Origin of the sequence: Gelria sp. Kuro-4 (genome assembly GCF_019668485.1) — a bacterium.
Taxonomy (GTDB): Bacteria; Bacillota; DTU030; order DUMP01; family DUMP01; genus DUMP01.
Window position 1 is genome coordinate 1,694,500 of record NZ_AP024619.1, and the last position, 26,157, is coordinate 1,720,656.

28 protein-coding genes and 1 riboswitch are annotated in these 26,157 nt (G+C 64.7%); all 28 genes read left to right on the forward strand.

The window, feature by feature from the left end; translation table 11 throughout:
* Nucleotides 1-179: 179 nt before the first annotated feature.
* Nucleotides 180-1,001 (forward strand): Ku protein, encoded by an 822-nt coding sequence (locus K5554_RS08465; RefSeq protein ID WP_221038076.1) that lies wholly within the window; start codon nucleotides 180-182, stop codon nucleotides 999-1,001.
* Complete coding sequence (gene ligD / locus K5554_RS08470; protein ID WP_221038077.1) at nucleotides 1,001-1,939, forward strand: non-homologous end-joining DNA ligase; 939 nt, start codon at nucleotides 1,001-1,003, stop codon at nucleotides 1,937-1,939. The genes K5554_RS08465 and ligD (K5554_RS08470) overlap by 1 nt, the downstream gene beginning before the upstream one ends.
* Nucleotides 1,940-1,947: 8 nt before the next feature.
* Entirely contained in the window at nucleotides 1,948-2,868 is a 921-nt protein-coding gene (gene ligD / locus K5554_RS08475; RefSeq protein WP_221038078.1) for a non-homologous end-joining DNA ligase, read from the forward strand.
* An 82-nt stretch (nucleotides 2,869-2,950) separates the two neighbouring features.
* Nucleotides 2,951-4,033 (forward strand): DNA-processing protein DprA, encoded by a 1,083-nt coding sequence (dprA, locus tag K5554_RS08480; protein WP_221038079.1) that lies wholly within the window; start codon nucleotides 2,951-2,953, stop codon nucleotides 4,031-4,033.
* Between the two features lie 60 nt (nucleotides 4,034-4,093).
* Nucleotides 4,094-6,220: a type I DNA topoisomerase gene (topA, locus tag K5554_RS08485; RefSeq protein ID WP_221038080.1), complete on the forward strand. Its 2,127-nt coding sequence runs from the start codon at nucleotides 4,094-4,096 to the stop codon at nucleotides 6,218-6,220.
* Nucleotides 6,217-7,530: a methylenetetrahydrofolate--tRNA-(uracil(54)-C(5))-methyltransferase (FADH(2)-oxidizing) TrmFO gene (trmFO, locus tag K5554_RS08490; RefSeq protein WP_221038081.1), complete on the forward strand. Its 1,314-nt coding sequence runs from the start codon at nucleotides 6,217-6,219 to the stop codon at nucleotides 7,528-7,530. The genes topA and trmFO overlap by 4 nt, the downstream gene beginning before the upstream one ends.
* A 69-nt stretch (nucleotides 7,531-7,599) precedes the next feature.
* A complete protein-coding gene (gene xerC, locus K5554_RS08495; RefSeq protein WP_221038082.1) occupies nucleotides 7,600-8,496 on the forward strand; it encodes a tyrosine recombinase XerC in 897 nt (298 codons plus the stop codon).
* 16 nt (nucleotides 8,497-8,512) lie between these two features.
* Nucleotides 8,513-9,043: an ATP-dependent protease subunit HslV gene (gene hslV / locus K5554_RS08500; protein ID WP_221038083.1), complete on the forward strand. Its 531-nt coding sequence runs from the start codon at nucleotides 8,513-8,515 to the stop codon at nucleotides 9,041-9,043.
* 7 nt (nucleotides 9,044-9,050) lie between these two features.
* The gene (gene hslU, locus K5554_RS08505; protein ID WP_370636977.1) at nucleotides 9,051-10,451 is read left to right on the forward strand and encodes an ATP-dependent protease ATPase subunit HslU; all 1,401 of its coding nucleotides are present in this window, start codon (nucleotides 9,051-9,053) and stop codon (nucleotides 10,449-10,451) included.
* 27 nt (nucleotides 10,452-10,478) lie between these two features.
* Nucleotides 10,479-11,252: a GTP-sensing pleiotropic transcriptional regulator CodY gene (codY, locus tag K5554_RS08510; RefSeq protein ID WP_221038085.1), complete on the forward strand. Its 774-nt coding sequence runs from the start codon at nucleotides 10,479-10,481 to the stop codon at nucleotides 11,250-11,252.
* A gap of 191 nt (nucleotides 11,253-11,443) precedes the next feature.
* A riboswitch (cyclic di-GMP riboswitch) is annotated at nucleotides 11,444-11,527 on the forward strand.
* A gap of 68 nt (nucleotides 11,528-11,595) precedes the next feature.
* Nucleotides 11,596-12,006, forward strand: a complete 411-nt coding sequence (flgB, locus tag K5554_RS08515; RefSeq protein WP_221038086.1) for a flagellar basal body rod protein FlgB — start codon at nucleotides 11,596-11,598, stop codon at nucleotides 12,004-12,006.
* 2 nt (nucleotides 12,007-12,008) lie between these two features.
* Nucleotides 12,009-12,443 carry a flagellar basal body rod protein FlgC gene (flgC, locus tag K5554_RS08520; RefSeq protein WP_221038087.1) on the forward strand — a complete coding sequence of 145 codons (435 nt, stop codon included), beginning with the start codon at nucleotides 12,009-12,011 and terminating at the stop codon, nucleotides 12,441-12,443.
* Between the two features lie 5 nt (nucleotides 12,444-12,448).
* A complete protein-coding gene (gene fliE / locus K5554_RS08525; protein WP_221038088.1) occupies nucleotides 12,449-12,742 on the forward strand; it encodes a flagellar hook-basal body complex protein FliE in 294 nt (97 codons plus the stop codon).
* An 18-nt stretch (nucleotides 12,743-12,760) separates the two neighbouring features.
* Complete coding sequence (fliF, locus tag K5554_RS08530) at nucleotides 12,761-14,275, forward strand: flagellar basal-body MS-ring/collar protein FliF (protein ID WP_221038089.1); 1,515 nt, start codon at nucleotides 12,761-12,763, stop codon at nucleotides 14,273-14,275.
* Nucleotides 14,276-14,289: 14 nt separating this feature from the next.
* Nucleotides 14,290-15,297, forward strand: a complete 1,008-nt coding sequence (gene fliG, locus K5554_RS08535; RefSeq protein WP_221038090.1) for a flagellar motor switch protein FliG — start codon at nucleotides 14,290-14,292, stop codon at nucleotides 15,295-15,297.
* A complete protein-coding gene (locus K5554_RS08540; RefSeq protein WP_221038091.1) occupies nucleotides 15,290-16,039 on the forward strand; it encodes a FliH/SctL family protein in 750 nt (249 codons plus the stop codon). The genes fliG and K5554_RS08540 overlap by 8 nt, the downstream gene beginning before the upstream one ends.
* Entirely contained in the window at nucleotides 16,026-17,363 is a 1,338-nt protein-coding gene (gene fliI / locus K5554_RS08545; protein ID WP_221038092.1) for a flagellar protein export ATPase FliI, read from the forward strand. The genes K5554_RS08540 and fliI overlap by 14 nt, the downstream gene beginning before the upstream one ends.
* Nucleotides 17,360-17,818, forward strand: coding sequence for a hypothetical protein (locus K5554_RS08550; RefSeq protein ID WP_221038093.1), 459 nt, complete (start codon nucleotides 17,360-17,362; stop codon nucleotides 17,816-17,818). Before fliI ends, K5554_RS08550 begins: the two co-directional genes overlap by 4 nt.
* Nucleotides 17,806-18,360: a MotE family protein gene (locus K5554_RS08555; RefSeq protein WP_221038094.1), complete on the forward strand. Its 555-nt coding sequence runs from the start codon at nucleotides 17,806-17,808 to the stop codon at nucleotides 18,358-18,360. Before K5554_RS08550 ends, K5554_RS08555 begins: the two co-directional genes overlap by 13 nt.
* 43 nt (nucleotides 18,361-18,403) lie before the next feature.
* Nucleotides 18,404-19,690 carry a flagellar hook-length control protein FliK gene (locus K5554_RS08560; protein ID WP_221038095.1) on the forward strand — a complete coding sequence of 429 codons (1,287 nt, stop codon included), beginning with the start codon at nucleotides 18,404-18,406 and terminating at the stop codon, nucleotides 19,688-19,690.
* Between the two features lie 13 nt (nucleotides 19,691-19,703).
* A complete protein-coding gene (locus K5554_RS08565; protein ID WP_221038096.1) occupies nucleotides 19,704-20,162 on the forward strand; it encodes a flagellar hook capping FlgD N-terminal domain-containing protein in 459 nt (152 codons plus the stop codon).
* Nucleotides 20,152-20,532 carry a TIGR02530 family flagellar biosynthesis protein gene (locus tag K5554_RS08570; protein WP_221038097.1) on the forward strand — a complete coding sequence of 127 codons (381 nt, stop codon included), beginning with the start codon at nucleotides 20,152-20,154 and terminating at the stop codon, nucleotides 20,530-20,532. Before K5554_RS08565 ends, K5554_RS08570 begins: the two co-directional genes overlap by 11 nt.
* A gap of 72 nt (nucleotides 20,533-20,604) precedes the next feature.
* Nucleotides 20,605-21,939, forward strand: coding sequence for a flagellar hook protein FlgE (locus K5554_RS08575; protein WP_221038098.1), 1,335 nt, complete (start codon nucleotides 20,605-20,607; stop codon nucleotides 21,937-21,939).
* Between the two features lie 66 nt (nucleotides 21,940-22,005).
* Nucleotides 22,006-22,794, forward strand: a complete 789-nt coding sequence (locus K5554_RS08580) for a motility protein A (RefSeq protein ID WP_221038099.1) — start codon at nucleotides 22,006-22,008, stop codon at nucleotides 22,792-22,794.
* 3 nt (nucleotides 22,795-22,797) lie between these two features.
* The gene (locus K5554_RS08585; RefSeq protein ID WP_221038100.1) at nucleotides 22,798-23,571 is read left to right on the forward strand and encodes an OmpA family protein; all 774 of its coding nucleotides are present in this window, start codon (nucleotides 22,798-22,800) and stop codon (nucleotides 23,569-23,571) included.
* The gene (gene fliL, locus K5554_RS08590) at nucleotides 23,568-24,029 is read left to right on the forward strand and encodes a flagellar basal body-associated protein FliL (RefSeq protein WP_221038101.1); all 462 of its coding nucleotides are present in this window, start codon (nucleotides 23,568-23,570) and stop codon (nucleotides 24,027-24,029) included. Before K5554_RS08585 ends, fliL begins: the two co-directional genes overlap by 4 nt.
* A 15-nt stretch (nucleotides 24,030-24,044) precedes the next feature.
* Nucleotides 24,045-25,037, forward strand: coding sequence for a flagellar motor switch protein FliM (gene fliM, locus K5554_RS08595; RefSeq protein WP_221038102.1), 993 nt, complete (start codon nucleotides 24,045-24,047; stop codon nucleotides 25,035-25,037).
* A complete protein-coding gene (fliY, locus tag K5554_RS08600) occupies nucleotides 25,021-26,148 on the forward strand; it encodes a flagellar motor switch phosphatase FliY (protein WP_221038103.1) in 1,128 nt (375 codons plus the stop codon). Before fliM ends, fliY begins: the two co-directional genes overlap by 17 nt.
* Nucleotides 26,149-26,157: the final 9 nt, after the last annotated feature.

A 26,157-nucleotide genomic window follows, 5' to 3' on the forward strand; every position in this document is an offset into this window, starting at 1 on the left:
CCCTCCTTGCCGCCAATATTCGCGCTGGGGGGAGAATTTTCCTGCCTCAACCAGGCTCCTGCCTTTCTTCATCCTCCGTGGTGCTCCTTAGCAGGAGAGAGGTAAACAGCGTATCTTCCAGAGGAGCATCGTATGAAAGGACTGCAGCCAAACCATGCTAAGGGCGAGGAGGGAAAGCCATGCGCTCCATTTGGCGCGGCTCGGTGAGCTTCGGCCTGGTTAACATTCCCGTACGCCTGTACACCGCTACAGAAAAGCAGGACATCAAGTTTCGCTACCTGCACAAGGAATGCCTGACTCCCATCCAATATGAGAAGCGCTGCCCTACCTGCCGGCGGGAGGTGACGAGCGACGAGATCGTCTGGGGTTACGAGTACGAAAAGGGCCGCTTTGTGGTCCTCAGCGAGGAGGACTTCAGCCGGCTGCCGCTCCACACCACCAAAACCATCGACATTCTCGATTTTGTGGCGCTGGAAGAGGTGGACCCGGCCTTTTTTGAGCGCACTTACTACCTGGAGCCGGCAGAAGGCGGGGCCAAGGCCTACCAGCTGCTGCTGAAGGCCATGGAAGAAACCAAGCGCGTGGCCATAGCCAAGGTGGCCCTGCGCTCCAAGGAAGCGCTGGCTGCCATCCGCGTGCGGGAAGGCGCCCTGGCCCTGGCCACCATGCTCTATGCGAGCGAACTGCGCTCGCCGCAGGGACTCAACCTGGGAGCGGAACAGGTCAAGGTGAGCGACAAAGAGCTGGCCATGGCCGTGCGCCTGGTGGAGGAGCTGAGCACCAGCTTTACGCCGGAAAAGTACACCAGCGAGTACCGGACGGCGCTCTCCGAGCTTATCCAGGCCAAGATCGCCGGCGCCGAGATCAAGGAGGTCCAGCCGGCCCCGCGCACCGAGGTGGTGGACCTGATGGAGGCCCTGCGGGCCAGCCTGAGCGAAGCCAAGAAAGAGAAAGAGCGAAAGCCCAGGCGCAAAAAGGCCCGGGCCGAGACGGCGGTCTGATGCTGCCGGAGAGCATCGTGCCCATGGAACCCACCTTGGTGCGCGCCCCCTTTGACGACCCGGCGTTTGTTTTCCAGGTGAAGTGGGACGGCGTCCGGCTCTTAAGCTTTAGCGAGGCCGGTACCCTGCGCCTGGAGAACCGTCGCCGGCGGCGCCGCGACGGCTTTTACCCGGAACTGGAAACACTTCCCGGCCGGCTGAAACACAGCGGGCTGGTGCTGGATGGCGAAGTGGTGGCCTTCAAGGGGGGGAAGCCGTCTTTTCCCCTGGTCCTAAGGCGGGAACAGGCCGGCTCGCCGGCCCGGGCCCGGGAGCTCGCCCGCCGCGTCCCCATAGTGTACCTGGTGTTTGATCTTCTTTACCTGGAGGGCGAGCCCCTGCTGCACCGGCCGCTCAGCGAACGCCAGGAGCGGTTGCAGGAGGTGCTGAGGCCGGCGCCCGAAGCCGTAGAGATCGTCGAGAACTTTTCTTCCGGCACGGCCCTTTTCCGGGCGGTTGAGGCCCAAGGGCTGGAAGGAATAGTGGCCAAGCGCCGGGCCAGCCTGTACGTACCGGGCAAATCGCGGGACTGGCTCAAGGTGAAGGTGCGCCGCCGCATGCTCTGCCTGGTGGGCGGTTATAGCACCGAAGGCAAGCGGCTTAAATCGCTCCTGCTGGGGGCCTGGCAGGGGCCCGACCTCATCTATCTGGGCCGGGTGGGCACCGGGCTCAGCGCCCGCGAGTGGGAGGAGCTGGCCGCGGTGTTGCGGGACCTTACGACCGCGGTCTGCCCTTTCCACCGGGCGCCGCGCGGCCGTAGCTTCCGCTGGGTAGAGCCGGTGCTGCCGGTGTGGGTGGAGTACAGCGAGTGGACCGAGGACCTGCACCTCAGGGCGCCCAGCCTGGTCGGCTTTGCCAGGGCGGCGCCTGCGGAGTGCCGCCTGGATGCCGAATCGTAAGAGGAGGGATGAGGGTGCGCCGGGCCGAAACGCGCGTCGCCATCGCCGGGCGCGAGCTTACTTTAACCAACCTGGACAAGGTGTTCTGGCCCGACCGGGGGTATACCAAGGCCGATGTCCTGGCTTACTATGTGGAGATGTTCCCTTTCCTCAGCCCGCACCTAAAGGACCGCCCGCTGGTGGTCACCCGGTATCCCAACGGTATCCAGGGCAAGTCCTTTTACCAGAAGAACCTGCCGGCCCATGCGCCGGCCTGGATCAAGTCCTGCCCCGTTCCGACCGAAAAGGAGAAACGGGTTATTAATTTTGTCCTTTGCCAGGACTTGCCCACCCTGGTGTGGCTGGTGAACCAGGGGGCGCTCGAGCTGCATCCCTGGCTGTCACGGTACGACAAACTGGATTACCCGGACTTCGCCGTGTTCGACCTGGACCCGGATCCGCCCAGCGGTCTGGCCGAGGCCCGGGAGGTGGCCCTGGTGCTCGGGCGCCTGCTCGGCGGCCTGGGCCTCAAGGTTTTTCCTAAAACCTCGGGGGCCACCGGGCTGCACCTTTATGTTCCCTTGGCCCGGGCCGAAACCTACGAGGAGGTGCGCGAATTCTGCGGCGCCGTAGCGCGTGTGGTCGCCCGGAAGCTGCCGGCCTTGGCCACGGTGGAGCGCCGGGTGGCCGCCCGGCGGGGGAAGGTGTACATCGACTGGCTGCAGAACATCCGCGGTCAGACCATCTGTGCCCCGTACAGCCTCCGGCCGCTGCCGGGGGCGCCGGTTTCCACCCCGCTTACCTGGGATGAGGTGCCCACCCTCACGGCGGGCTTTGATATAGAAAGCATTCGCCCGCGGGTGGCCCGGGAGGGCGACCTTTTCCGCAGCGCCCTGGCCGGGGGCGCAGCGCTTCAGCAGGCCATCCAGGCCCTGAAAAGCCGGGATTAGTCGGGAGGAATTCGGCGGGAAGTAGCAAAGTGTGTAGTAGTTCTGAGTAGTGATGTCGGGGGAGGGGAAGAGGACGGAGAACTTGACAGAACGTGACCTCTGGCTGGCGGTGGCCGGAACGCCCGGGGTGGGAGCGCGCTCTTTTTTTGAACTGCTGGAGCTGTTTGGGCACTTGACCGCTTTCTGGGAAGCTTCAGAGACGGAAGTGCGCGAGCGGGCGGCGCCCCTGGGCGCCCGGCGGGTGCAGGCGCTTCTCATGACGCGGCGCAGGTTCAAGCTGGAAGAAGCGCTCAAGCGCCTGGAGCAGGCCGGCGTGCAGTTTGTCACCCTGCTCGATGCCGCCTACCCGGACAATTTAAAGACCATCTTTGACCCGCCGCCGGTGCTTTACTACCGGGGCGATCTCCGGGCCGGGGACAGCCTGGCCGTGGCGATGGTGGGCTCGCGCCGCGCTACTCCCTACGGCCGGGAAATCGCCACCAAATTTGCCCGCGAGCTGGCCGGTGCGGGTGTAACGGTGGTGAGCGGCCTGGCGCGCGGCATCGACTCCGCCGCCCACCGCGGCGCGCTGGCCGGCGGCGGGCGCACGTTGGCCGTATTAGGCTCTGGCCTGGATGTGATTTACCCGCCGGAAAACGCCCGCCTCTATGCGCAGGTGGCCGAGCACGGTGCGGTCCTGAGCGAGTTTCCCCTGGGCGCGCAGCCGGAAGCCGGCCATTTTCCCATGCGCAACCGGGTGATCAGCGGCCTGGCCCGCGCTGTGGTGGTGGTGGAGGCTGCCCGGACCAGCGGCTCGCTCATCACCGCCGACTGTGCCCTGGAGCAGGGCAGGGACGTCTTTGCCGTCCCGGGGCCGGTCACCAGCCCCTTCAGCTGGGGAACGAACAACCTCCTCAAGCAGGGGGCGAAGGTAATGCAGGATGTGAGCGATGTCCTGGTGGAGCTGGGACTGAGCGAGGCGCCTGCGACAGGGTGCGAGCGGCCCGACTTGACTTCCCAGGAAGAGAAGGTGTATTCTTTGTTTTCGGAGCGCAGCCTGCACATTGATGAACTGGTACGGCGCTCCGGGTTGACAGCGCAGGAAGTTACTGCCATACTTATGATGCTGGAGCTGAAGGGCCTTGTCCGCCAGCTACCGGGGAAGATGTTTTTCCGCGTGCCTTGAGGGACGGACTGAAGGAAAAAGGAACAACAAAGGATGCCGCTCGGCGGCGGGGGTGTAAGGATGGAAAAGTGTCTCTTGATCGTCGAATCGCCGGCCAAAGCCAAGACCATCGAGAAATTTCTGGGGAAGGGCTATGCCGTGGCGGCCTCCATGGGCCACGTGCGCGACCTACCGCGCAGCCAGTTCGGGGTGGACGTGGAGGACAATTTTACCCCCAAGTATATAACCATCCGGGGCAAGGGCGAGATACTGAAGAAACTGCGCGAGGCAGCCAAAAAGGCGGACAAGGTGTACCTGGCGGCCGACCCGGACCGGGAGGGGGAGGCCATCGCCTGGCACCTGGCTTATGTCCTCGGCCTCGAGCCTTCTGCGCCGTGCCGCGTGGAGTTTAACGAGATCACCAAACAGGCGGTGCGCGATTCGCTCAAGAGCCCGCGCGCCATCGACCAGAAGCGGGTCGATGCGCAGCAGGCGCGCCGGGTGCTGGACCGGCTGGTGGGGTACAACTTGAGTCCCCTCCTCTGGGACAAGGTTAAGCGCGGCCTTTCGGCCGGGCGGGTGCAGTCGGTGGCCGTGAAGCTCATCTGCGACCGGCAGCGTGAGATCGACGCCTTCCAGCCGGAGGAGTACTGGACCATCACGGCCCAGGTGGCCAAGTCTACCAGGGAGAAATTCTCCGCCCGCCTGGTGGCGCGCGGCGGCGAGAAGCTGGAGATTAAGGACGAAGCCGGCGCGCAGGCGCTGGTCAGCGAGCTCAAAAGGCAAGAACTGCATGTGACAGACATCAGCCGCCGTGAGCGTCGGAAGAACCCGCACCCGCCCTTTACCACCAGCACCCTGCAGCAGGAGGCTGCCCGCCGGCTCGGTTTCACCGTCAAAAAGACCATGTCGCTGGCGCAGCAGCTTTACGAGGGTTTGGAGGTCGGCAAAGAGGGCAGGGTCGGGCTCATCACCTACATGCGCACTGACTCCACGCGCATCTCACCTGTTGCCCGCCGCGAGGCGGTGGAGTACATCGAACGTACCTATGGTGCGGACTACAAGGGCGCCGGGGTGTTCACCGCCGCCCGCGGCAAGGTGCAGGATGCCCATGAAGGCATCCGCCCGACGCAGGTGACGCGGCTGCCGCAAAACCTGGCCACGTATCTCACGCGCGACCAGCTGCGCCTCTACACCCTGATCTGGGAACGCTTTCTCGCCAGCCAGATGGCGCCTGCGGTGTACGACAGCGTGACGGCCGAGATCGCCGCCGGGGAGCTTCGGCTCCGGGCGACCGGCTCGGAGGTGAAGTTCCGCGGTTACACAGCGGTCTACGAAGAAACCAGGGACGGTGAGGGCGAGGAAAAAGAGGCGGTGCTACCGCCGCTTGTGGTCGGTGAGAAGCTGACGCTGGTGCGCACCGTGCCCGAGCAGCACTTCACCCAGCCGCCGCCGGCTTACACCGAGGCCTCGTTGGTAAAGACGCTGGAAGAGAAGGGCATCGGGCGCCCCAGTACCTATGCCCCCACCGTGGAGACCATCTTAAAGCGCGGCTACGTGACGCGCGAGAAGAAGAAGCTCAAACCGACCGAGCTGGGTTTTTTGGTCACCGACCTCTTGAGCCGCTACTTCCCGGAGATTATCGATGTCCAGTTTACGGCGGAGATGGAGGACAAACTGGACCGGATTGAGGAAGGCGAGGCCGAATGGCGGCGAGTGGTGGGCGAGTTTTACCCCGCCTTTGCCGAGCAGGTGCGTGCAGCCAAGGAAAACATGGAGGAAGTCCACGTGGCGGACGAGGTGAGCGACGAAGTGTGCGAACTGTGCGGCCGCCGCATGGTGATCAAGCAGGGGCGCTTCGGCAAGTTTTTGGCCTGCCCCGGTTTTCCTGCGTGCCGCAACACGAAGCCGCTGCGCGAAGGGACGGGCGTTAAGTGTCCCCAGTGCGGGGGCGAGATCTTAGTAAAGACATCGCGGCGCGGCCGGCGTTTCTACGGCTGCGAAAACTACCCGGAGTGCAGGTTCGTGACCTGGGATACCCCCACGGAAAAGCGCTGCCCGCGCTGTGGCTCGCTCCTGGTGCGCAAAGAGAGCCGGCGCCGAGAGCCTTACCTGGCCTGCAGCAACAAGGAGTGCCGCTATACGGAAGACCCGGCGAAAAGCCCGGCTGAGCCGGAAAACGCGCGGCAAAAGAAGGTGGGTTCATGACCGAAGCGGTTACGGTGATCGGGGCCGGCCTGGCCGGCAGCGAGGCCGCCTGGCAGCTGGCCAAGCGGGGCGTCAAGGTGCGCCTGATCGAGATGCGTCCGGCGAAGTTCACGCCGGCGCACCATACCGACAAGTTCGCCGAACTGGTGTGCAGCAACTCGCTGCGGGCCGCCGCGCTCGAGAACGCGGTGGGCCTGCTGAAAGAAGAGATGCGGCGGCTGGACTCCTTGATCATGCGTGCGGCGGAGGCGACGCGCGTGCCGGCCGGCGGCGCTCTGGCCGTGGACCGCGACCGGTTCTCCGACTTTATAACGAGCGCCCTCACGGAGCACCCGGCGGTAAGCGTGGAGCGCCGTGAGGTTACGGAAATCCCGGCGCAAGGGATCGTAATCATCGCCACCGGCCCCTTAACCTCGGACGCCATGGCGGCGCGGCTGGGTGAGCTTACGGGCACAGAGCACCTTTATTTTTACGACGCGGTGGCCCCCATTGTCACGCTGGAATCGGTGAACCTGGAACGCTGCTTCTGGGGGTCCCGCTACGGGAAGGGCGAAAAGGCCTACCTGAACTGCCCGCTGACCCAGGAGGAGTACGAACGTTTCTGGGAAGAACTGGTGCGGGCCGAGCGGCACCCGCTGAAGGAGTTTGAAGAACTTAAGGTGTTCGAAGGCTGCATGCCGGTTGAGGAAATGGCCCGGCGGGGGCCGGAAACCCTGCGCTTCGGGCCCCTGAAACCGGTGGGGCTGGTTGACCCGCACACCGGCAGGCAGCCGTACGCCGTGGTGCAGCTGCGGCAGGATAACCGGGAAGGGACACTCTACAACCTGGTGGGCTTTCAGACGCAGCTCAAGTGGGGCGAGCAAAAGCGCGTCTTCGGCCTGATCCCGGGCCTGGAGAATGCCGAGTTTGTGCGCTACGGGGTGATGCACCGCAACACCTTTATCGCTTCACCCAAGGTGCTGGCACCCACCTGGCAGCTGAAGGCGGCACCGCGGCTTTTCGTTGCCGGCCAGGTGACAGGTGTGGAGGGTTACGTGGAATCGGCGGCCTCGGGGCTGGTGGCCGGCATCAATGCGGCCCGCCTGGCCCGGGGGCTGGACCCTATCGTCCTTTCGCCTGAGACGGCGTGCGGGGCGCTGGCGCACTACGTCACCACCGCCGGCCTGGGGAATTTCCAGCCCATGAACGTGAATTTCGGCCTTTTTCCACCCCTGGGCACCCGGGTCCGCGGGCGCCGCGAGCGAAACCTGGCCTTGGCGCAGCGGGCCTTGGCCTGGTTTGACAATAATTGGAAACATTTCGAATTATAGTGTTGCCAAAATAATCTTTTTGTGTTAGTATAGGGCCGTGTCAAGCCAGCATCCAGGGAGGTGGCAGCGGTGGCCTGGGAGAGGGAGCGGGATGATTTTCTGGCCTACCTGGCAGAGGACCGCGCCTACTCGCGGCATACCGTGGCCGCCTACCAGGACGACTTGGAGCATTATGCCTGCTTTTGCCGGGAGCAGGCAGTGGACCCACTACAGCCGCCGCGGGGACTCTTACGGGCCTACCTGGCGTACCTCAGCGAAAGGGGTTACGCCCGCCGTACCATCGCCCGCCGCCTCACGGCCCTGCGCTCCTTTTTCCGCTTCCGCCAGCGCCAGGGTCGCAGCGGCGAAAACCAGGCCGAGCAGCTTCATGGCCCCAAGCTGGGAAGGAAACTGCCCACCTTTTTGTCGGAGGAGCAGGTGGAGGCCCTGCTGCGGGCGCCCGCTGCGGTCACGCCGCTCGGGAAGCGCGATGCCGCCATTTTGGAACTGCTTTACGCTACGGGGGCGCGCGTCGGGGAACTGGTGGCCCTGAACCTGGCCGATCTTAACCTGGGGGCCGGGTGCGCCCGCGTGCTGGGCAAAGGCCGGCGCGAACGGATTGTTCTTTTGGGCGGGCGGGCCGTGGCCGCGCTCCGGCTCTACCTGACAGCCGGGCGGCCCTTTCTGGTAAAGGCCGGCAGAGCGGAGCAGGCGGTATTCTTAAACCGCTCGGGCCGGCGCCTGACGGACCGAAGCGTACGCCGGCTGGTGGACAAATACTGCCAGGCGGCGGCGTTAAACCTGCACATCAGCCCCCATACTCTGCGCCATACCTTTGCCACTCACCTCCTCGAACACGGGGCGGACCTGCGAAGCGTCCAGGAGCTACTGGGGCACGCCAGCCTTTCCACCACCCAGATTTACACGCACGTTACCCGGCAGCGTCTCTACAGCGAATACCGGGCGGCCCATCCGCGCGCCGAATGAGAAGGGAGGAGGGAGCGTGTTTCACGGTACCACAGTAGTCGCGGTCCGGCGGGACGGACACGTGGCCCTGGCGGGCGACGGTCAGGTTACCTTTGGGAACAACACCATCATGAAGCAGGGGGCGCGCAAGGTGCGCGGGCTTCATGGCGGCAAGGTGCTGGCCGGGTTTGCGGGTTCCGTGGCTGACGCCATGACCCTCTTTGAAAAGTTCGAGACCAAACTGGAAGAGTACCATGGTAATTTGCAGCGCGCGGCCGTTGAGTTGGCCAAAGAGTGGCGGCTGGACCGCATGCTGCGCCGCTTGGAGGCCCTCCTGATCGTGGCCGACACCGAGCGAGTGCTCATCATTTCCGGCAGCGGCGAGGTGATCGAGCCGGACGATGAGGTGGCAGCCGTCGGCTCCGGTGGCCCCTATGCCCTGGCGGCGGCGCGGGCCCTGCTGAGGCATACGGCCCTCAGTGCGCGCCAGGTGGCGGAGGAGGCCTTGCGCATTGCCGCAGGTATCTGCGTCTATACCAACGACCAGATAACGGTGGAGGAGTTGTAGGGCTATGCTGGAGGAGCTGCGACCCACCCAGATCGTGGCGGAGCTCGATAAGTACATCGTCGGCCAGGAGGAAGCCAAGCGCACGGTGGCCATCGCGCTGCGCAACCGCTACCGGCGGGCCCAGCTCCCGCCGGAGCTCAGGGACGAGATCATCCCGAAGAACATCCTGATGATCGGGCCGACGGGCGTGGGCAAAACCGAAATCGCCCGGCGCCTGGCCAAACTGGTCAATGCTCCCCTGGTCAAGGTGGAAGCGACCAAGTTCACTGAGGTGGGGTACGTCGGCCGGGATGTCGATGCCATGATCCGGGACCTGGTGGAGACGGCCATCCGCATGGTGAAGAACGAGCGCATGGCCGAGGTGCAGGCAAAGGCGGGCGTGCTGGCCGAGGAGCGCCTGTTGGGTCTTTTGGCGCCTTTGCCGGAGCGGCGCAACAGCGCCGTGAACCCCCTCGGCCTGCTCTTTGGCGTGAAGGAAGACCATGAGCAGCCGGAGGAGGAGGGCTACGGCGCCCGGGTATCCGAGGTCAAGGCCCGGCGGGCGCGCTTGAAAGAGCAGCTGGCGGCCGGGGAACTGGAAGACCAGCTGGTGGAGATCGAGGTAGAGGACAACGCGCCTCCCATGCTGGAGATCTTCTCAGGCGCCGGCGTCGAGGAGATGGGAATCAACCTCCAGGAAGTACTGGGCAACATGTTCCCCAAAAAGCGAAAAAAACGGCGCGTGACGGTGGAGAATGCCCGCCGGATTCTCACGCAAGAGGAAGCCCAAAAGCTCATCGACATGGACGAGGTGGTGGCAACCGCCGTTCAGCGGGCCGAACAGTCGGGGATCGTCTTTATCGACGAAATCGACAAGATAGCGGGGCGCGAGGGCGGCGCGGGCCCGGATGTCTCCCGCGAAGGCGTGCAGCGCGACATACTGCCCATCATCGAGGGCTCAACGGTGATGACCAAGTACGGCCCGGTGAAGACGGACCACATCCTCTTCATCGCCGCCGGGGCTTTTCACGTGGCCAAGCCCTCCGACCTTATTCCCGAGCTGCAGGGACGTTTTCCTTTGCGGGTGGAGCTTAAATCCCTGAGCGAGGAGGATTTTCGCCGCATCCTGACCCAACCGGAGAATGCGCTCATCAAGCAGTATACGGCGCTTTTGGCAACCGAAGGTATAAAAGTCAAATTTTCCGCCGATGCTATAGGCGAAATTGCGAAAACGGCCACACTGGTCAACGAAGAGACCGAAAACATCGGTGCCCGCCGCCTGCACACCATCCTGGAGAAGGTGCTGGAGGACCTTTCCTTCCTGGCCGGGGAAGATGTGACCGGCGAAGTGGTGATCGATGCGGCTTACGTGCGCCGGCAACTGGAGAGCATCGTTAAGAACCGCGACCTGAGCCGGTATATTTTGTAGGGAAAAGTGAAAGAGGAGGAGTCTCAAGTGAATCTGCTGGAGAAAACGCGTAGCCTCAACCGCCTGCTACAAAAGTCCGCGGGGCACCCCGTCGACTTTGACGAAATCTGCCGCGTGTTGAGCGAACTCATCCAAGCCAATGTCTACGTGGTCAGCCGGCGGGGGAAGATTCTCGGGCACGCCCTGAAAGAAGGATACCGTTGTGATGTGATGGAGGCGGACGTCCTCAAGGCGGAAAAGCTGCCTGGCGACTTCAACGACCGCCTGCTCCGGGTTCTCGATACCACCACCATGCAGCAGGAACCCGGGCACTGCGTCTTCGACAGCGAGGTGGGCTGCCTTTTCCCCTCGCAGGAGCTGACCATTGTGCCGATCAACGGCGCCGGCGAGCGCCTCGGCACGCTCCTGGTGGCCAAGTTCGACGCCGCCTTCACCGAGGAGGACCTGATCCTCGCCGAGTACGGCGCCACGGTGGTGGGAATGGAGATTCTGCGGGCCAAGAGCGAAGAGATCGAAGAAGAGGCCCGCAAGAAAGCGGCCGTGCAGGTTGCCCTCGGTACCCTTTCCTACTCGGAGCTCGAAGCGGTGGTTCACATCTTCGAGGAGCTCGACGGGCCGGAGGGCCTCCTGGTGGCCAGCAAGGTGGCCGACCGGGTGGGAATTACGCGTTCGGTGATCGTGAATGCCCTGCGCAAGTTCGAAAGCGCGGGCGTGATCGAATCGCGCTCCCTCGGCATGAAAGGAACCTACATCAAGGTGCTGAACGACCGCCTGCTGGACGAACTCAAGAAGATAAAATAGCCCGGGTGCCCCGGCCCCCTTCGACAAGGGGGCTCTTTTTTTTGTCCAAAAAGAGGGCTTTAATTTCTGGTAAAATAATACTGGTCGGCAGGAATTTGGCTAACCGTGCCGAAAAAGGAAGATTAAGGGCGAGCAAAACCAGCTCAGGCGTGCATCCGGCACGACCTAAAAGAAGAATTGAACGAGCTGACAGCGAAACAAGGCAAACCTGGCGAAAGCCGGGGACGCAAAGCCACGGGCCTACAGCTTAAAGCCAAGGCAGCCGGGCTGCCGCGCGTCTGGCTGGAACCCCCAAGTGGCCCTGCCAGCTGGGGTATTTTCTTATGGGCGAGGAGGTGGGCGCATGCCCTGGGATCCTGTAACGAGCGGCGTGCTCAGAGAGATAGGGCTCGGCCTGGATTGGGCCGCCTTGCGGCAGCGGGCCATCGCCAATAACCTGGCCAACGTGGACACGCCTGGTTACAAGCGGGAGGACGTGGCGTTCCCGGAAGCGCTGCGCCGGGCGCAGGCGGGGGGCGGGCGACCGCTGGCTCTGGCGGTCACGGCGCCGGGGCACCTGACGCCCCCGGCCGAAGAAGGTTGGGTGGTAGTACGGGACACGGGCACTACATTGCGTAACGACGGCAACAATGTCGACATTGAAGCGGAGGCGGCGGAGCTGGCCAAGAACGCGCTCTACTACAACGCCTTGGTGAGCCGGGCGGCCGGTTACCTGGCGAGCCTGCGCTATGTCATCAGTGAAGGGAGGCGTTAGCGGTGTTTGCAGACCTCGATATCGCCGCTTCCGGTCTCAGCGCCCAGCGGCTCCGGTTGGACATCATCGCCAACAACCTGGCCAACGCGGAAACGACGCGCACGGCGGCCGGGGGGCCGTACCGGCGCCGGCTGCCGGTGTTCGCTCCACGGGAAGCAACGTCCTTCCAGTACTTTTTCCAGGCGGCGGCCGAAGGCGGCGTCGGCCGGGGCGTGCGCGTCACCGGCATAGTCACCGATCCCAGTCCGCTGCGGCGGGTATACCAGCCCGGCCACCCGGACGCCGATGCCGCGGGGTACGTCGCTTACCCCAACGTCAACGTGGTAACCGAGATGGTGGACATGATTTCCGCCAGCCGGGCCTACGAAGCCAACGCGGCCGCCTTCAACGCCGGTAAGGGCATGGCGCTCGAGGCCTTGGAACTGGGAAGGAGGTAAGCTGAATGAATGCGGTCAGTGCCATAGGCACTGCTCGGCCGCTTTGGCCTTCGGCGGCGCCCGGCGATTCCGAAAGCGGGGCGAGTTTCAGCCAGGTGCTCGGGGAGTACCTGCAGCAGGTCAACCGCCTGCAGCTCGATGCCGAGGCCAAAACGCGCCAGCTGGTGGCCGGGGAGGATATCGAGCTCCACCAGGTGATGCTGGCGGCGCAAAAGGCCGAAATAGCCTTAGAGCTTACCCAGACATTGCGCAACAAGGTCATTGAAGCCTATCAAGAGATTATGCGGATGCAGGTTTAAGGGCGTGAGGTGGCAGGCATGAACATAAGCATCGGCCAGCTGGGTGCCAAGGCCCGCGCCTTCTGGCAGGGCGCAAGCCGGGGCCTAAAGCTCAGGCTGCTCATCGGGGTTGTTCTCGGCCTCAGCCTGGTGGGTGCGGTGGTTTTCTTCTCCCGCCCGAGCTACGACCCCCTTTTCACCAACCTGGCGCCGGCCGACGCGGGAGAAATCGGCCAGCGCCTGCAAGAGCTGAAGGTGCCCTACCGCCTGGGCGGCGACGGCAAGAGCATTCTGGTGCCGCGGGACAAGGTGTACGACCTGCGCAACCGCCTGGCCATGGAAGGCCTGCCGAAGGGTAATGCGGTAGGCTTTGAGATCTTCGACCAGACCAAGCTCGGCGTCACCGACTTTGAGCGGCGGGTGCAGTATCTGCGTGCCTTGCAGGGGGAGCTGGCGCGCACCATCGGTCAAATGGACGGGGTGCGCTCGGCCTCGGTTCAGATTGTGCTCCCTGAGGACAGGCTGTATCAGAAAGACACCCGGCCCCCCACGGCCTCGGTTTTGCTTGACACCGTGGGTCAAATGGGGGCGGACAAGGTGCGCGCCATCATGCATTTGGTATCGCACAGCGTCGAAGGTTTGACGCCGGAGAACATCACGGTGGTTGACACCAGTGGACAGGTCCTCTCGGACCTGGTGCAAACGGACGACACGCCGGTAGGGCTTTCCAGCAGCCAGCTGGCCCTGCAGCGCTCGGTGGAGCGGGAGATCGAGCGCAGTACCCAGAGCATGCTGGAGACGGTGCTGGGCCCAGGCATGGTGGTGACCCGGGTCAAGGCCGAACTGAACTTCGACCAGCGCGAGGTTACAAATGAGTTCTTCCAGCCCGTGGCCAACGACGAAGGTATCCTGCGCAGCATGCAGGAGCTGCAGAAAACCTTCGATGGTCAGAGCGGGCCGCAGGGTACGCCGGGGACGCCCGCCAACATCCCCCCCACCTACCAGACGGGGGCGGGCGGCCCGAGCCACTACGAAGAGCGCCAGGTCACGCGCAACTACGAGGTAAACCAAACGAAGGAGCACCTGGTGGTGGCCCCGGGCAGCGTTCGGCACCTGAGCGTGGCGGTAATGGTCAACGGCAACCTCACTCCGGCCCAGCAGCAGGCCATTCAGTCTGCCGTGACCAATGCGGTAGGCCTGCAGCCCAACCGGGGTGATCAAATCAGCGTGGTGTCCTTCCCGTTCCAGGGACAGCCCCTCGCCCAGCAGGCGGCGGCCCAAGCGGCGGCCGATCAGGCGGCACGCCGGCAGCGTCTCCTGGTGCTGGTGGCTCTAGGAGCATCTCTCCTGGTGCTGGCGGTGTTCCTTGTCCGGCGGCTGCGGCGGCGCGCACCCGCCGAGGTGGTGCCGCTCCCGGTGGCGGGGGCCGAAGAAGAAGCAGCACCCGCGCGCGAAGAGACAGAACGCGACCGCATCCGGAAAGAAGTCGAACGCCTTGCCCGGCAGCGACCGCAGGAGGTGGCCCAGCTGCTGGCTACCTGGCTCAGTGAGTAGAGGGGGAATGCAAGGTGCGGCAGGCACTGGCAGGTAAGGAGAAGGCGGCCATTCTTTTGATCTCCCTGGGGCCGGAGCTTTCTGCCCAGGTGCTCAAGCATATGCGGGAAGACCAGATCGAGGAGCTTACCCTGGAGATCGCCGGCCTGAAGCGGGTGGAGCCCGAGCTGCGCGACAAGGTGCTGGAGGAGTTTCACCAACTGTGCCTGGCCCGCGAGTGCATCTCCCAGGGCGGTATCACATACGCGCGCGAGGTGCTGGAGCAGGCCCTGGGTACACAGCGTGCCCTGGACATCATCAACCGGCTGACGGCTTCGCTGCAGGTGCGCCCCTTCGACTTCGCCCGCAAAACAGACGCGGGGCAACTTCTTAACTTCATTCAAAACGAGCACCCGCAGACGATCGCCCTGGTGGCGGCCTACCTGCAGCCGGAGCAGGCGGCGGCGATCCTTTCGGCCCTGCCGCCGGAAAAACAGATCGACGTGGCTAAGCGGATGGCGCTCATGGACAGCACCTCCCCGGACATCGTCCTCCAGGTGGAGCAGGTGCTGGAACGCAAGCTTTCCACGCTGACCAGCCAGGAATACGCCCGCGCCGGCGGCGTGGAATCCATCGTCAAGGTTCTCAATGCGGCCGACCGGGGCACCGAAAAGACCATCTTGGAGGCCCTGGAGCGGGAAGAGCCGGAGCTGGCGGAGGAGATCAAGCGGCGCCTCTTTACCTTCGAGGACATCATCCAGCTCGACGACCGGGCGGTTATGCGCGTGCTGCGTGAGGTGAACCTGAATCACGACCTGCCGCTCGCGCTTAAGGTGGCCAGCGATGAGGTGCGCCATAAGATCTTTAAGAACATGTCCAAGCGGGCGGTGGAGACCCTGCAGGAAGAAATCGGTTACCTGGGACCGGTGCGCCTGCGCGATGTGGAAGATGCGCAGCAGAAGATCGTCAACATCGTGCGCAAACTGGAGGAAAGCGGTGAGATCGTCATCGTTCGCGGTGGGGAGGATGAGCTCGTTGTCTAGTATTTGGAAACGGCCATCCCTGAGCCAGCCGGTTACCCTGGCTGCCTGCCTGGCGGCCGAAGAGCCGGAGGAAAAAACATCCCAAGCGCGCTGCAGCGAGTGCCGGGCGCTATTGGGCGCGACTCTAGAGGCCGACCTCTTGGCGGCGGCGCGCCGGCGCGCAGCGGCCATCGAGCAGGAAGCGCAGCGGCGGGTGGAGGCCATGCTGGCGGCCGCCCAGAAGGCGGTGGAGGAGAAAAAGGCGGCGGCGGCAGCGGCTGGGCGGGAAGAAGGTTACCGCGCCGGCTACGCCGCCGGGAAGGCGGCCGCCGAGGAGCTGATTCAGGCGGCCGAAGACCTTAAGGCCCAGGCGGAAAAAGAGCGCGCCGAACTTGTGGCCGCCCTGGAGCCCCAGGCGGTGGAGCTGGCCTTTGCACTGGCGCGGCACATCCTGCGGCGCGAGGTGCGCACGGCGCCGGAGGATGTTAAAGAGCTCCTGGCTGCGGCCGCCGCCAAGCTCCCGGCGGGAGAAAAGGTAACCCTTGAGGTGGCACCGGGTGAGGTCCCGGCCTGGACGGCGGCGCGCAACGTGGTCCAGCAGGCCCTGGGGGATCGCTCTTACACCGTGGTGGAAAGCGCCAACGTGGCGCCGGGGGAGTTTCTCCTCGCCACGGCGCTCGGCACCGTGGACGCCCGCCTGGAAAACCAGCTCCGCGCCTGCCGGGAACACCTGCGAGGAGTGCCTGGCCATGCCGCCGAGTAGCGTCAGCCTGGAACGGTATCGGCGGCAGTTGGAAGGCTTCGATTCCCTGCCGGTGTGGGGAAGGGTGACGCGGCTGGTGGGGCTGACGGTGGAGTCGCAGGGCCCGCCGGCCGAGGTGGGGGAAGTGTGCCTCATTCACGGCTGCGGGGAGCGGCCGATTAAGGCCGAAGTGGTGGGCTTTCGCGAACAGCAGCTCATCCTCATGCCCATCGGTGACCTGGCCGGCGTAGGCCCCGGCAGCCCGGTGCGCGCCACGGGCCGGCCGCTGACCGTGGCGGTCGGACCCGAGCTTAAGGGCAGGGTGCTGGACGGGCTGGGGCAGCCCCTGGACGGCGGCGGCCCCATAGCCAGCCGCCTGCTTTACCCGCTCGAGGCCCGCGCCCCCCACCCGCTCAAGCGGCAGCGCATCCACGAACCGCTGGCACTGGGCATCAAGGTGGTAGACGGGCTCTTGACCTGCGGGAAAGGCCAGCGCCTGGGCATCTTTGCCGGCAGCGGCGTGGGCAAGAGCACCCTCCTGGGGATGATGGCGCGCAACACCGCCGCCGATATCAACGTGGTGGCCCTCATCGGGGAGCGCGGGCGCGAGGTGCGCGAGTTCATCGAAGAATCGCTGGGCGAGGCGGGTCTGGCCCGATCGGTGGTGGTGGTGGCCACCGCCGACCAACCGCCGCTCATCCGCGTCAAGGGCGCCCTGGTGGCCATGAGCATTGCCGAGTACTTCCGCGATCAGGGGCAGGACGTCCTCTTTATGATGGATTCGCTCACCCGCTTTGCCATGGCCCAGCGCGAGATAGGGCTGGCCAGCGGCGAGCCTCCCACCACCAAAGGGTACACGCCTTCGGTGTTCGCCCTGTTACCACAGCTGCTGGAACGGGCCGGGGCCGCCGAGCGCGGTACGATCACCGGCTTGTTCACGGTGCTGGTGGACGGCGACGATATGCTGGACCCCATAGCCGATGCGGCGCGCAGCATCCTGGACGGTCACATCGTGCTCAGCCGGGCCCTGGCCAGCCGCAACCACTACCCGGCGGTGGATGTGCTGCAAAGTGTCAGCCGGGTTATGGGCGAGGTGGTACCGCCGGCGCACCTGAAGTTGGCCCAGGCGGCCCGACAGGTGGTGGCGGTGTACCGGGAGGCGGAAGACCTCATCAATGTGGGGGCGTATGTTGCCGGCAGCAACCCGGCCATCGACCGGGCCCGCCAACTGATTGAGCCGGTGGAGGCCTTTCTCCGGCAGGACGTCGCGGAGAGCTATCCGCTGGAGAAGACCCGCCGGCTTCTGGCCCAGGCTTTGGGTGAAGCAGGGGAGGAATCGGCGTGAGCTTTCATTTCCGACTGGCGCGGGTGCTGGCGGTGAAAAAAATTCGGGAGAACCAGGCCATGCTTAAGCTGGCGGAGCGCACCGCCGAGCGCCGAAAGGAGGAGTACCGGCTGGAGCTGGAAACGCGGCGGCTGGCTGCCGCCTGGCACGGTTTGACGGTGGCAGGCTGCCGCTCGGGCGGGGAGCTGGCCGGCCGGGCCCTCTGGACCCAGGCGGCGCGCCGGAGCTGCCGGGAGCAGCAGCACCGCACGCATGAGGTTAGAAACGCTTGGGCGGGAGCGCGCGGGGAATTTCTGGCGCGCCGGGCCGAGCGACAGGCCTTAACCGCCCTGCGCAATAAAGCCGAGGCCGCCTACCAGGACACAGCCCGGCGGGAGGAGAGCAAGGAACTCGACCAGGTAGCCGGGGTCGCCTACCTGAGACGGCAAAGGGAGGGATTAAGGTGGCGCGGGTAGCAACCCTGCCGCGGAACCAGGCCCAGACCCGGCCCCGGGCCTGGGTAACGGCTCTGGTGGTGCTCCTCATCCTGGCCCTCATCGCCGGCCTCGCGGTACTGCTCCTCAGCTTCATGGGCGTAAAGCCGCCCGCCGCCCTTGCAGGACTCGTGCCGGGAGGAACCAAAAGCGGCGGTACTGCGGAACAGGCGACTAGTGAGCTGGCCACACTCCGGGCCGCCCAGGCCGCTTTAGAAGCCCAGCGGACACAGCTTGAGACGCAGCTTCAGGAAAAAGAGGCCCAGGTGCAGATGCTCACCGCCCAGGTAAACAAGTTGCAGGCGGACCTGGCGGCGGCAGAAAAGAAGAACACCGACCAGAAGGCAGTGGCGGGGATCTATGCCAGCATGCAGCCCAAAGACGCAGCGCAGATCCTCACGGAGCTGCCGGATGCGCAGGTGGTGCCCATCCTGGCCCAGCTGAAAAATGACCAGGCAGCGGCTATCCTGGCGGCCATGGATAGTAAGCGCGCTGCCCGCTTAACCCAGGCGCTGGGCGGCTAGGGCCCGATCGGGGAAGGTGGACCCTGAAAGGAGGTGATGACAAATGGCCATGGCACTCAGCACAACGCCTGCATCTTCCGGCGCCCAGGCGCTTCTTCCCGGTACCACCCGGCGGGCGGGCGCGGCGGCGGAGCCGGCCGACGCGGGCGGTGACGCCTTCAGTGCGCTCTTGGCCGCACTGCTCGGTTGGGGAGCCGTCCCGGTGCCGCTGCCGGCGGCGGTTGACCTGGAGGCGGCGGCCGGGGAAGGCGGCGCCTGCGGGGGAACGCCGGGCCGGGTGGCCGCAGGCGCACAGGCCCCTACCGGTTTAGCGGGCGGGACGGGCCTTAACCCCCATGGGTGGCAGGCGGTACCTGCGGGTGGGGCACTCCCTGGTACGGCGGCGGCTACGACTGCTGCTGCGCCGCCCGCCGCGGCTGACGCAGCGCCGCCGGCCGCGCCAGTTGCGTCGGCTTTGGAAAAGGCCGCCGCTGCGGTGCAGGCAGGCACAGGAGAGACGACGCCGCATCTTGCCCCAGGTAGCGGTCCGGCGACCGGTGCCCCGGAGACGGCTCGAGCGGCTCCGGCCGCATCTTCTCCCGGGCGCGACACAGGCACGGTTAAGCCCGGCGCCGCCGCTGCCGCTCAGGTCGAGCCGGCTCCGCCCGCTGCATCCCAGCCGCCCGGGCCGGCGGCAAAGAGCCGGGGAGAAGGGGCGGCCGCCCGTAAGGCCCAGGACCAGAGCCCGCCGGTCGGGACAGGGGCTCAGGGACAGGGGCGCGTGCAGCCGCCGGGCCCGGAGGTGCAAACAGCACCCCGGCTGCAGCTGGTACGTGAACCGGCTGCCCGCAGCCGACCGGAAAGCCATGGGGCCGCGCCGCCACCCGGCACCCAGCCGCAGCCCGGGCCGGTGGCGGTCGAGGACGTACCGCTCGTCTTCCGGCGCCTGCTGGACGAGGCCCGCTGGACACAGGCACCGGGCCGGCAGGAGGTAACTCTGCAGCTCGAGCCGGAAAAACTGGGCCGGGTGCACCTGACGGTGCTGCAGCAGGGAGGAGCAGTGAGCGCCCGCCTTGAGGTAGAGAACCAGGCGGCCCGCGAGGTGCTGCAGGCGGGACTTCTGGAGCTTAAGCAGGACCTTGCGGCGCAGGGCGTACGGGTAAATGAACTTAACGTGCTGGTGGGGCAGAACCTAAGCGGTGGCAGCGGCGGCTCTGCCGGGCACAGCGGTGCTTTTTCCGCCGGCCGGCACGGTGGCGGCCCGGCGCCTTTCCTGGGGCAAAACCCAGCGACGGCTGCAGGCGCTGCCGCCGGCCCAACCGGGGGGACCGGCCTCGACCTGCGCGTGTAAAGGAGGTGGAAATATGAACGTAACGGCGACAACAGCCGCGGCCGAAGCCGCGAGCTCACAGCCTCAGTCGACGCCCGACCTGGGACGCGAGGATTTCCTGCAGCTTTTGGTTACCCAGCTGCGCCTGCAGGACCCGCTGGAGCCGGTGAAGGAAAAGGACTTCATCGCGCAGCTGGCCCAGTTTGGTACCTTGGAGGGGGTCAATAACCTCTCAGATGAAATAAAGAAGCTCAGCGATCTCTTTCAGACGCAGCTGCTGCAGAACGCCGGCCGGGAAGCCGTCGAGCTCATCGGCCGCCGGGTCACGGTGACCACCGAGAATGGAAGCGTGACCGACGTGGTGACCGGCGTGCGCTGGGTAGACGGCTGGCCGCAAGTGGTGGTGGGCGGAGAGGGTTACGGCCTGGCACAGGTCGAGGAAGTGTTCCTGGCGACCGCGGCCGGAGGGGAGGAAGCGAGTTATGCCGGATAAGGTGTTTCTCCCGCCACCCATCCTGAGCCCGGTAGGGCGGGGGCCTGGGGTACGCCCGCCGCAGAAGGCGGATGAGCCGGAAAAAGGCTTCGCTTCCCACCTGGCAGAAGCGGCTGCAGGACTGCACATCTCACACCATGCCCAGGAGCGCCTGGCCCAGCGGCGCATCCCGCTGAGCGGCGAGACCTGGGGGCGGGTGCTGGCGGCTGTCGCCAGGGTGGCGGAGAAGGGCGGCCGGGACTCGCTGGTGCTGGTGGACAACCTGGCCCTGGTGGTGAACGTACCGAACCGGACGGTGGTCACCGCCGTGGACGGGGAGAGCATGAAGGAACGGGTTTTTACCCAGATCGATAGTGCGGTAATCGCATAGGGCCGGACCTTTCCGGAGGCCCTGCGCTGCCGACCGACGGAAGCAGCGCCCAGGCGAAAGGAGGAAAGCGTCATGATGCGTTCCATGTACGCGGCCGTCTCCGGCCTGCGTAACCACCAGACGCGCATGGATGTCATCGGCAACAACATCGCCAACGTGAACACCATCGGCTTCAAGAAGAGCCGCGTCACCTTCCGGGATGCCTTCAGCCAGATCCTGCGCGGCGCCAGCCGCCCCGAGGGCGGGCAGGGCGGCACCAACCCCATGCAGGTGGGCCTGGGGATGGTGCTCGGCTCCATCGATACCATCCACACCAAGGGCAACACCCAGACCACCGGCAACATGACGGATCTCGCCATCGACGGCGCCGGGTACTTCATCTTGAACAGCGGGAGCGGCTCCCCCGTTTACACCCGCGCCGGGGCCTTCCGCTTCGACGGCGAGGGCAACTTCGTGAACCCGGACGGGCTCAAGGTGCAGGGCTGGTACCTGGACGAGCAGGGGAACCGGCTGGCCGGCCCCGGCGGTACCGTTGACCCCACCGCCGATCCCACCGATCTGGCCCTGATCCCGGCCCTCACCAAGAGCCCGCCCAAGCCAACCAGCAGCGTGAAGCTGAGCGGGAACCTGGATGCAGGGACGGCGGCGGGCGAGAGTTTCACGCGCAGCTTTACCGTATACGACAAGCTGGGGAATCCGTACTCGGTCAGCGTGAGGTTCACTCCCACCACAAACGCCAACGAGTGGACGTGGGAGATTCCAAACCCAGCTTCAACCACCACTCCTTTTGTAAGCGGCACGTTAACCTTCGGTGCCGATGGTACGTTTTCAAGCGTCTCAGTGGATGCAAGCAATGGGGATAAGTGGAGCGGAACTGTCAATCAGAGCGGAAGCTCTGTCACGCTAACCTTCAGCCCTGACGGGACAATAGACAATCCTCCTTACAGCCAGGATGACTGCCCCCAGACCTTCGACTTTTCCGGCATCACCCAGTACGCCGACCCGCGGGGGGAGTCGCTCATCAACGTGACGCAGGACGGGTACACCAAGGGTGACCTGGAGGAGATTACAGTGGACGCCGGCGGTGTGGTCTCGGGGAGTTACTCGAACGGGGTGAGCCGGCCGCTCCTTAAGGTAGCGCTGGCCACCTTCACCAACCCCGGCGGCCTCATCAGTAAAGGTGGCTCGCTCTTCGCCGTTTCCAACAACTCCGGTGCCCCGGAGGTGAGCGAGCCGGGCAGCGGCCAGGCCGGGGCGATCGCGCCCAGCTCGCTCGAGATGTCCAACGTGGACCTCTCCGAGGAGTTCACCGACATGATCGTGACCCAGCGCGGTTTCCAGGCCAACTCCCGGGTGATCACCGTTTCCGACGAAATGCTGCAGGAACTCGTGAACCTGAAGCGGTAAGCCCGGCCAGGCCAATGGTGGGGGGCCCGCCACCCGGGCCCTCCTCCTCCGAATGGAGGTAGCGAGATGGACATTGGGACAGTGATCGGCATCATCTCCGGGGTAGCCCTCATTCTCATCGCCGTAAGCAGCACCGGGAGCCTGCTGACGTACTGGGACGTTCCCTCCCTGATGATCACCATGGGCGGCACCATCGCAGGTACGCTTATCGCTTACCCCCTCAGCCAGATTGTCGGCGTGCTCAAGGTAGTGCGGAATGTCTTGCAGCGGCGGTTGCCATCCCCGGAGACCATGATCCAGCGGCTGGTCTATTTCACCGAAAAAGCCCGGCGCGAAGGCATCCTGGCCCTGGAAGACGAGGTAGAAACCCTGGACGACGAATTTTTCAAGAAAGGTCTACAGCTGGTGGTGGACGGGAGCGACCCGGAACTGGTGCGCAACATCCTGGAGACAGAGCTCGCCTTTGTGGAGGAGCGCCACAAATCCGGTCAGGGGATTTTCATCACCATGGCCACCCTGGCCCCGGCCTTCGGTATGATCGGGACCCTGATCGGCCTGATCAACATGCTCAAGCACCTGGATGACCCGGCCGTTATCGGCCCCAACATGGCCGTGGCTCTGATCACCACCTTTTACGGTGCCCTCTTCGCCAACCTCATCTGCATTCCAATTGCAAGCAAACTCAACATTCGCTCGGGGCAGGAGGTCCTGCTCAAGGAGCTGGTCATTGAGGGCGTGCTGTCGCTCCAGGCGGGAGAAAACCCACGGCTGGTGGAGGAGAAGCTCAAGGCCTTCCTGCCGCCCAAAGCCCGTAACGCCCTGAACGCCCGCCAGGGTGCCCAGGTAGGTGGTTAGCGCATGACCAAGCGGAAGCGGCGCGACAGCGGCCTGGAACTACCTGCCTCCCCGGGCTGGATGACCACTTACGGTGACATGACCACGCTCATCCTGACTTTCTTTGTGCTGCTCTTTTCCTTTTCCCGTATCGACGTCACCCGTTTCCAGGACGTCATCATTTCCGTCCAGGGAGCCCTGGGCATATTGGAGGGCGGAAGCACCCTCAGCCCGGAGGCGCTCCCCGGCGGCGCGGGCGACGAGGCCACCTTGGAGTGGCAGGCGGAGCAGCGGCGCTTGGAGGAGCTCCTGGGCAAGGTCAAGGACTACGTGGAGAAGAACGGCCTGGAGAAAAAGGTTCACGTCTCGCTGGATGAACGGGGCCTGGTGATACGCTTTCTCGACACGGCACTCTTCGACCTGGGACAGGCGGATCTTAAACCCGAGGCGCGCCCTATTTTAAACCATGTGGCGCAGCTTTTAACCAGCGTCCCCAACCTGATCCGCGTGGAGGGGCACACCGATAACCTGCCCATCCACACCTACCGGTTTCCTTCCAACTGGGAACTTTCCACCGCCCGGGCCACCACCGTGGTGCGCTACTTTGTTGAGAACTACGGCATCGCTCCCGAACACCTGTCGGCGGCCGGTTACGGCGAATGGCGGCCGGTGGCGCCCAACGACACATCCGAACACCGCGCCCAGAACCGCCGGGTGGACATTGTGGTGCTGCGTACCAGCGTGGCCAAGGAGGAGCCGCAGGGCCCGGCAGGGGCGAAAGGGGGTGGAGAGGAGTGAGTGAAAGCAAGCCAGCCTGGACTCCCGGCCGGCTGATCCTTATTGTTGTTCTGCTCCTGGTGCTTTTCGCTCTAGCTACGCTCGGCATGGTACATTACCTCCTGGCGGCCAAGGCCGGCCCCGCGGTGAGCGCAGAGAAGGCCCAGCCCGGCCTGGGGCCGGCTTACTCCCTGGACACTTTCAACGTCAACCTGGCCGACCCGGACAGCCGTCACTTCCTCAAGGCGACGGTCAGCCTGGAGCTGGGGACGCAAAGTCTCAGCCGGGAACTTGAAAAGCGGCAGGCCCAGGTGCGCGACATTATCATCACGCTTCTGCGGGAGAAAAAAGCCGGGGAGCTGAAGAACGGGAATGCGGCCGTGGAGGAGCTGAAAAGGGAAATACGCGACCGGCTCAATGCGGTCCTGACAACAGGCAAGGTAACGGCTGTTTACTTCACCGAGTTCATCGTTCAGTAGGAAGAAGGTGACGCTGTGGCGGAGGTACTCTCTCAGGCCGAGATTGACGTCCTTTTGGCCGCACTCTCCAACGGCAGCGTAAGCGTTGAACATATCAAACAGGAAGAAGAGGAGAAGCGGGTCCGCGTTTACGACTTTAAGCGGCCCAACCGCTTTTCCAAAGAGCAGATTCGCACCCTTTCTATGCTGCACGACAACTTCGCGCGGCTTCTCAGCACTTTTCTTTCCGCCCAGCTGCGGGCACCCGCCCGGATAAGCCTGCTTTCCGTACAGGAGATGACCTACGATGAGTTTATCCGCTCTGTTCCCAATCCCACGCTGATGGCCATCACCACCCTCAAGCAGCTAGGCGGCCAGATGGTGGTGGAAATGAACCCGACGCTGGCCTTCGCGTTGATTGAACGCCTGTTCGGCGGGAAGGCGACCCCGGGCGCCGGCCTGCGGCCGCTGACCGACATCGAACTGGCCGTGCTGGAGCGCATCTTGGTGCGGCTCCTTGCGGTACTCGACGAGGCCTGGTCGCATGTTTCGGCGCTGAAGCCCGAGCTGGATCGCCTGGAGACCAATCCCCAGTTTGTGCAGATTATTTCGCCCAGCGAAATGGTGGCGCTGGTCTCCATTAAGGTGGAGGTGGATGCTGCCGAGGGCCTGCTCAACCTCTGCTTCCCTTACCTGGTTTTCAAACCGGTGGCGGCGAAACTGAGCGCGCATCACTGGTTCTCGACCATGGAGCAGGGTGTCAGCGGGGGTGGAAAGGAGGTCCTCAGCCGGAGTCTCGCCCGCACCGATGTACCTGTGGTGGCGCTTCTGGGGCGGGCCGGCATCACCGTCCGGGAGCTTCTAAACCTGCAGGTAGGCGACGTCATCGAACTGGAGAACCGGGCCGGGGATGAGATCCAGGTCCTGGTGGGCAGCCGTCCCAAGTTTTTGGCTCGGCCCGGGCAGGTCGGCAGGCACTTGGGCGTGCAGATCACCGCCCGGTATAAAGGAGATGAAAACGGTGGATGACAAGCTGCTTTCACAAGAAGAAATCGATGCCCTGCTGAAGGGGCAGCCGGGCAGTGCGAACCAGAAACTTGAGGACATTGAAGTGGATGCGCTGGGCGAGATCGGCAACATCTCCATGGGCACGGCAGCCACAACCCTCTCCATGCTGCTGGGCCAGGAGGTCAAGATCACCACGCCGCGCGTTTCAGTGACCACCGAGGAAGAACTGCGCCGGGAGTATCCCTATCCCTACGTGCTCCTCGAGGTGCGTTTTGTTCAGGGACTGGAAGGGAGCAACCTCCTGGTGGTGCAGGAGAAGGATGCCCTGCTTATCTCTGAGCTCATGATGGGGGGAGCGGGCCAGCCCAATGCGGAAAAACTGGATGAAATGCGGCTGTCGGCCGTGGGCGAGGCCATGAACCAGATGATGGGCTCAGCGGCCACCGCCATCTCTACCGTCTTTCAAAAGAAAGTGAACATCTCGCCCCCTGACGTGCACTATGTGAACCTGGCGGAGAGCAACCTCGACCTGGGCAGCCAGACCGACTACCTGGTGAAGATCTCTTTCCGCATGACCATCGGCTCCCTGGCCGATACAGAGATTATGCAGATCCTGCCGCTCGATTTCGCCCGGCACATGGTAAATACCCTGATGGGTTCGCTCAGCCAGGGCGAAGCAGCGGGGAAAGAGGCTGCCGAACTGGCCGCCGTTCCTGCTCCCGAGCCAGCGGCAGCGGTGGCGGCGCCACCGCAGCCCGAGGCGCCGCCCGCCCGCGAGGCGCCAAAGCCGGGCCAGGCGCCGGCGGCCGAAGGGAAAACGGTGCGCCCGGTGAATTTTGCGCCGCTGGTGGCCGCCCAGCCGGAAGAGGCGGGAGGCAACCTGGGACTACTCCTCGACATCCCCCTGGAGGTCACCGTCGAGCTCGGCCGCACCAAGCGCTTGATTAAAGAAGTCCTGGAGCTGGGCGTAGGGTCGGTCATCGAACTCGAAAAACTGGCCGGCGAGCCGGTGGATGTCCGGGTGAACGGCAAGCTGGTGGCACGTGGTGAGGTGGTGGTGATTGACGAGAACTTCGGCGTCCGGATTACAGAAATCATTACGCCAGCCGAACGGGTTAAGCAACTGCAATAAACAGGAGGG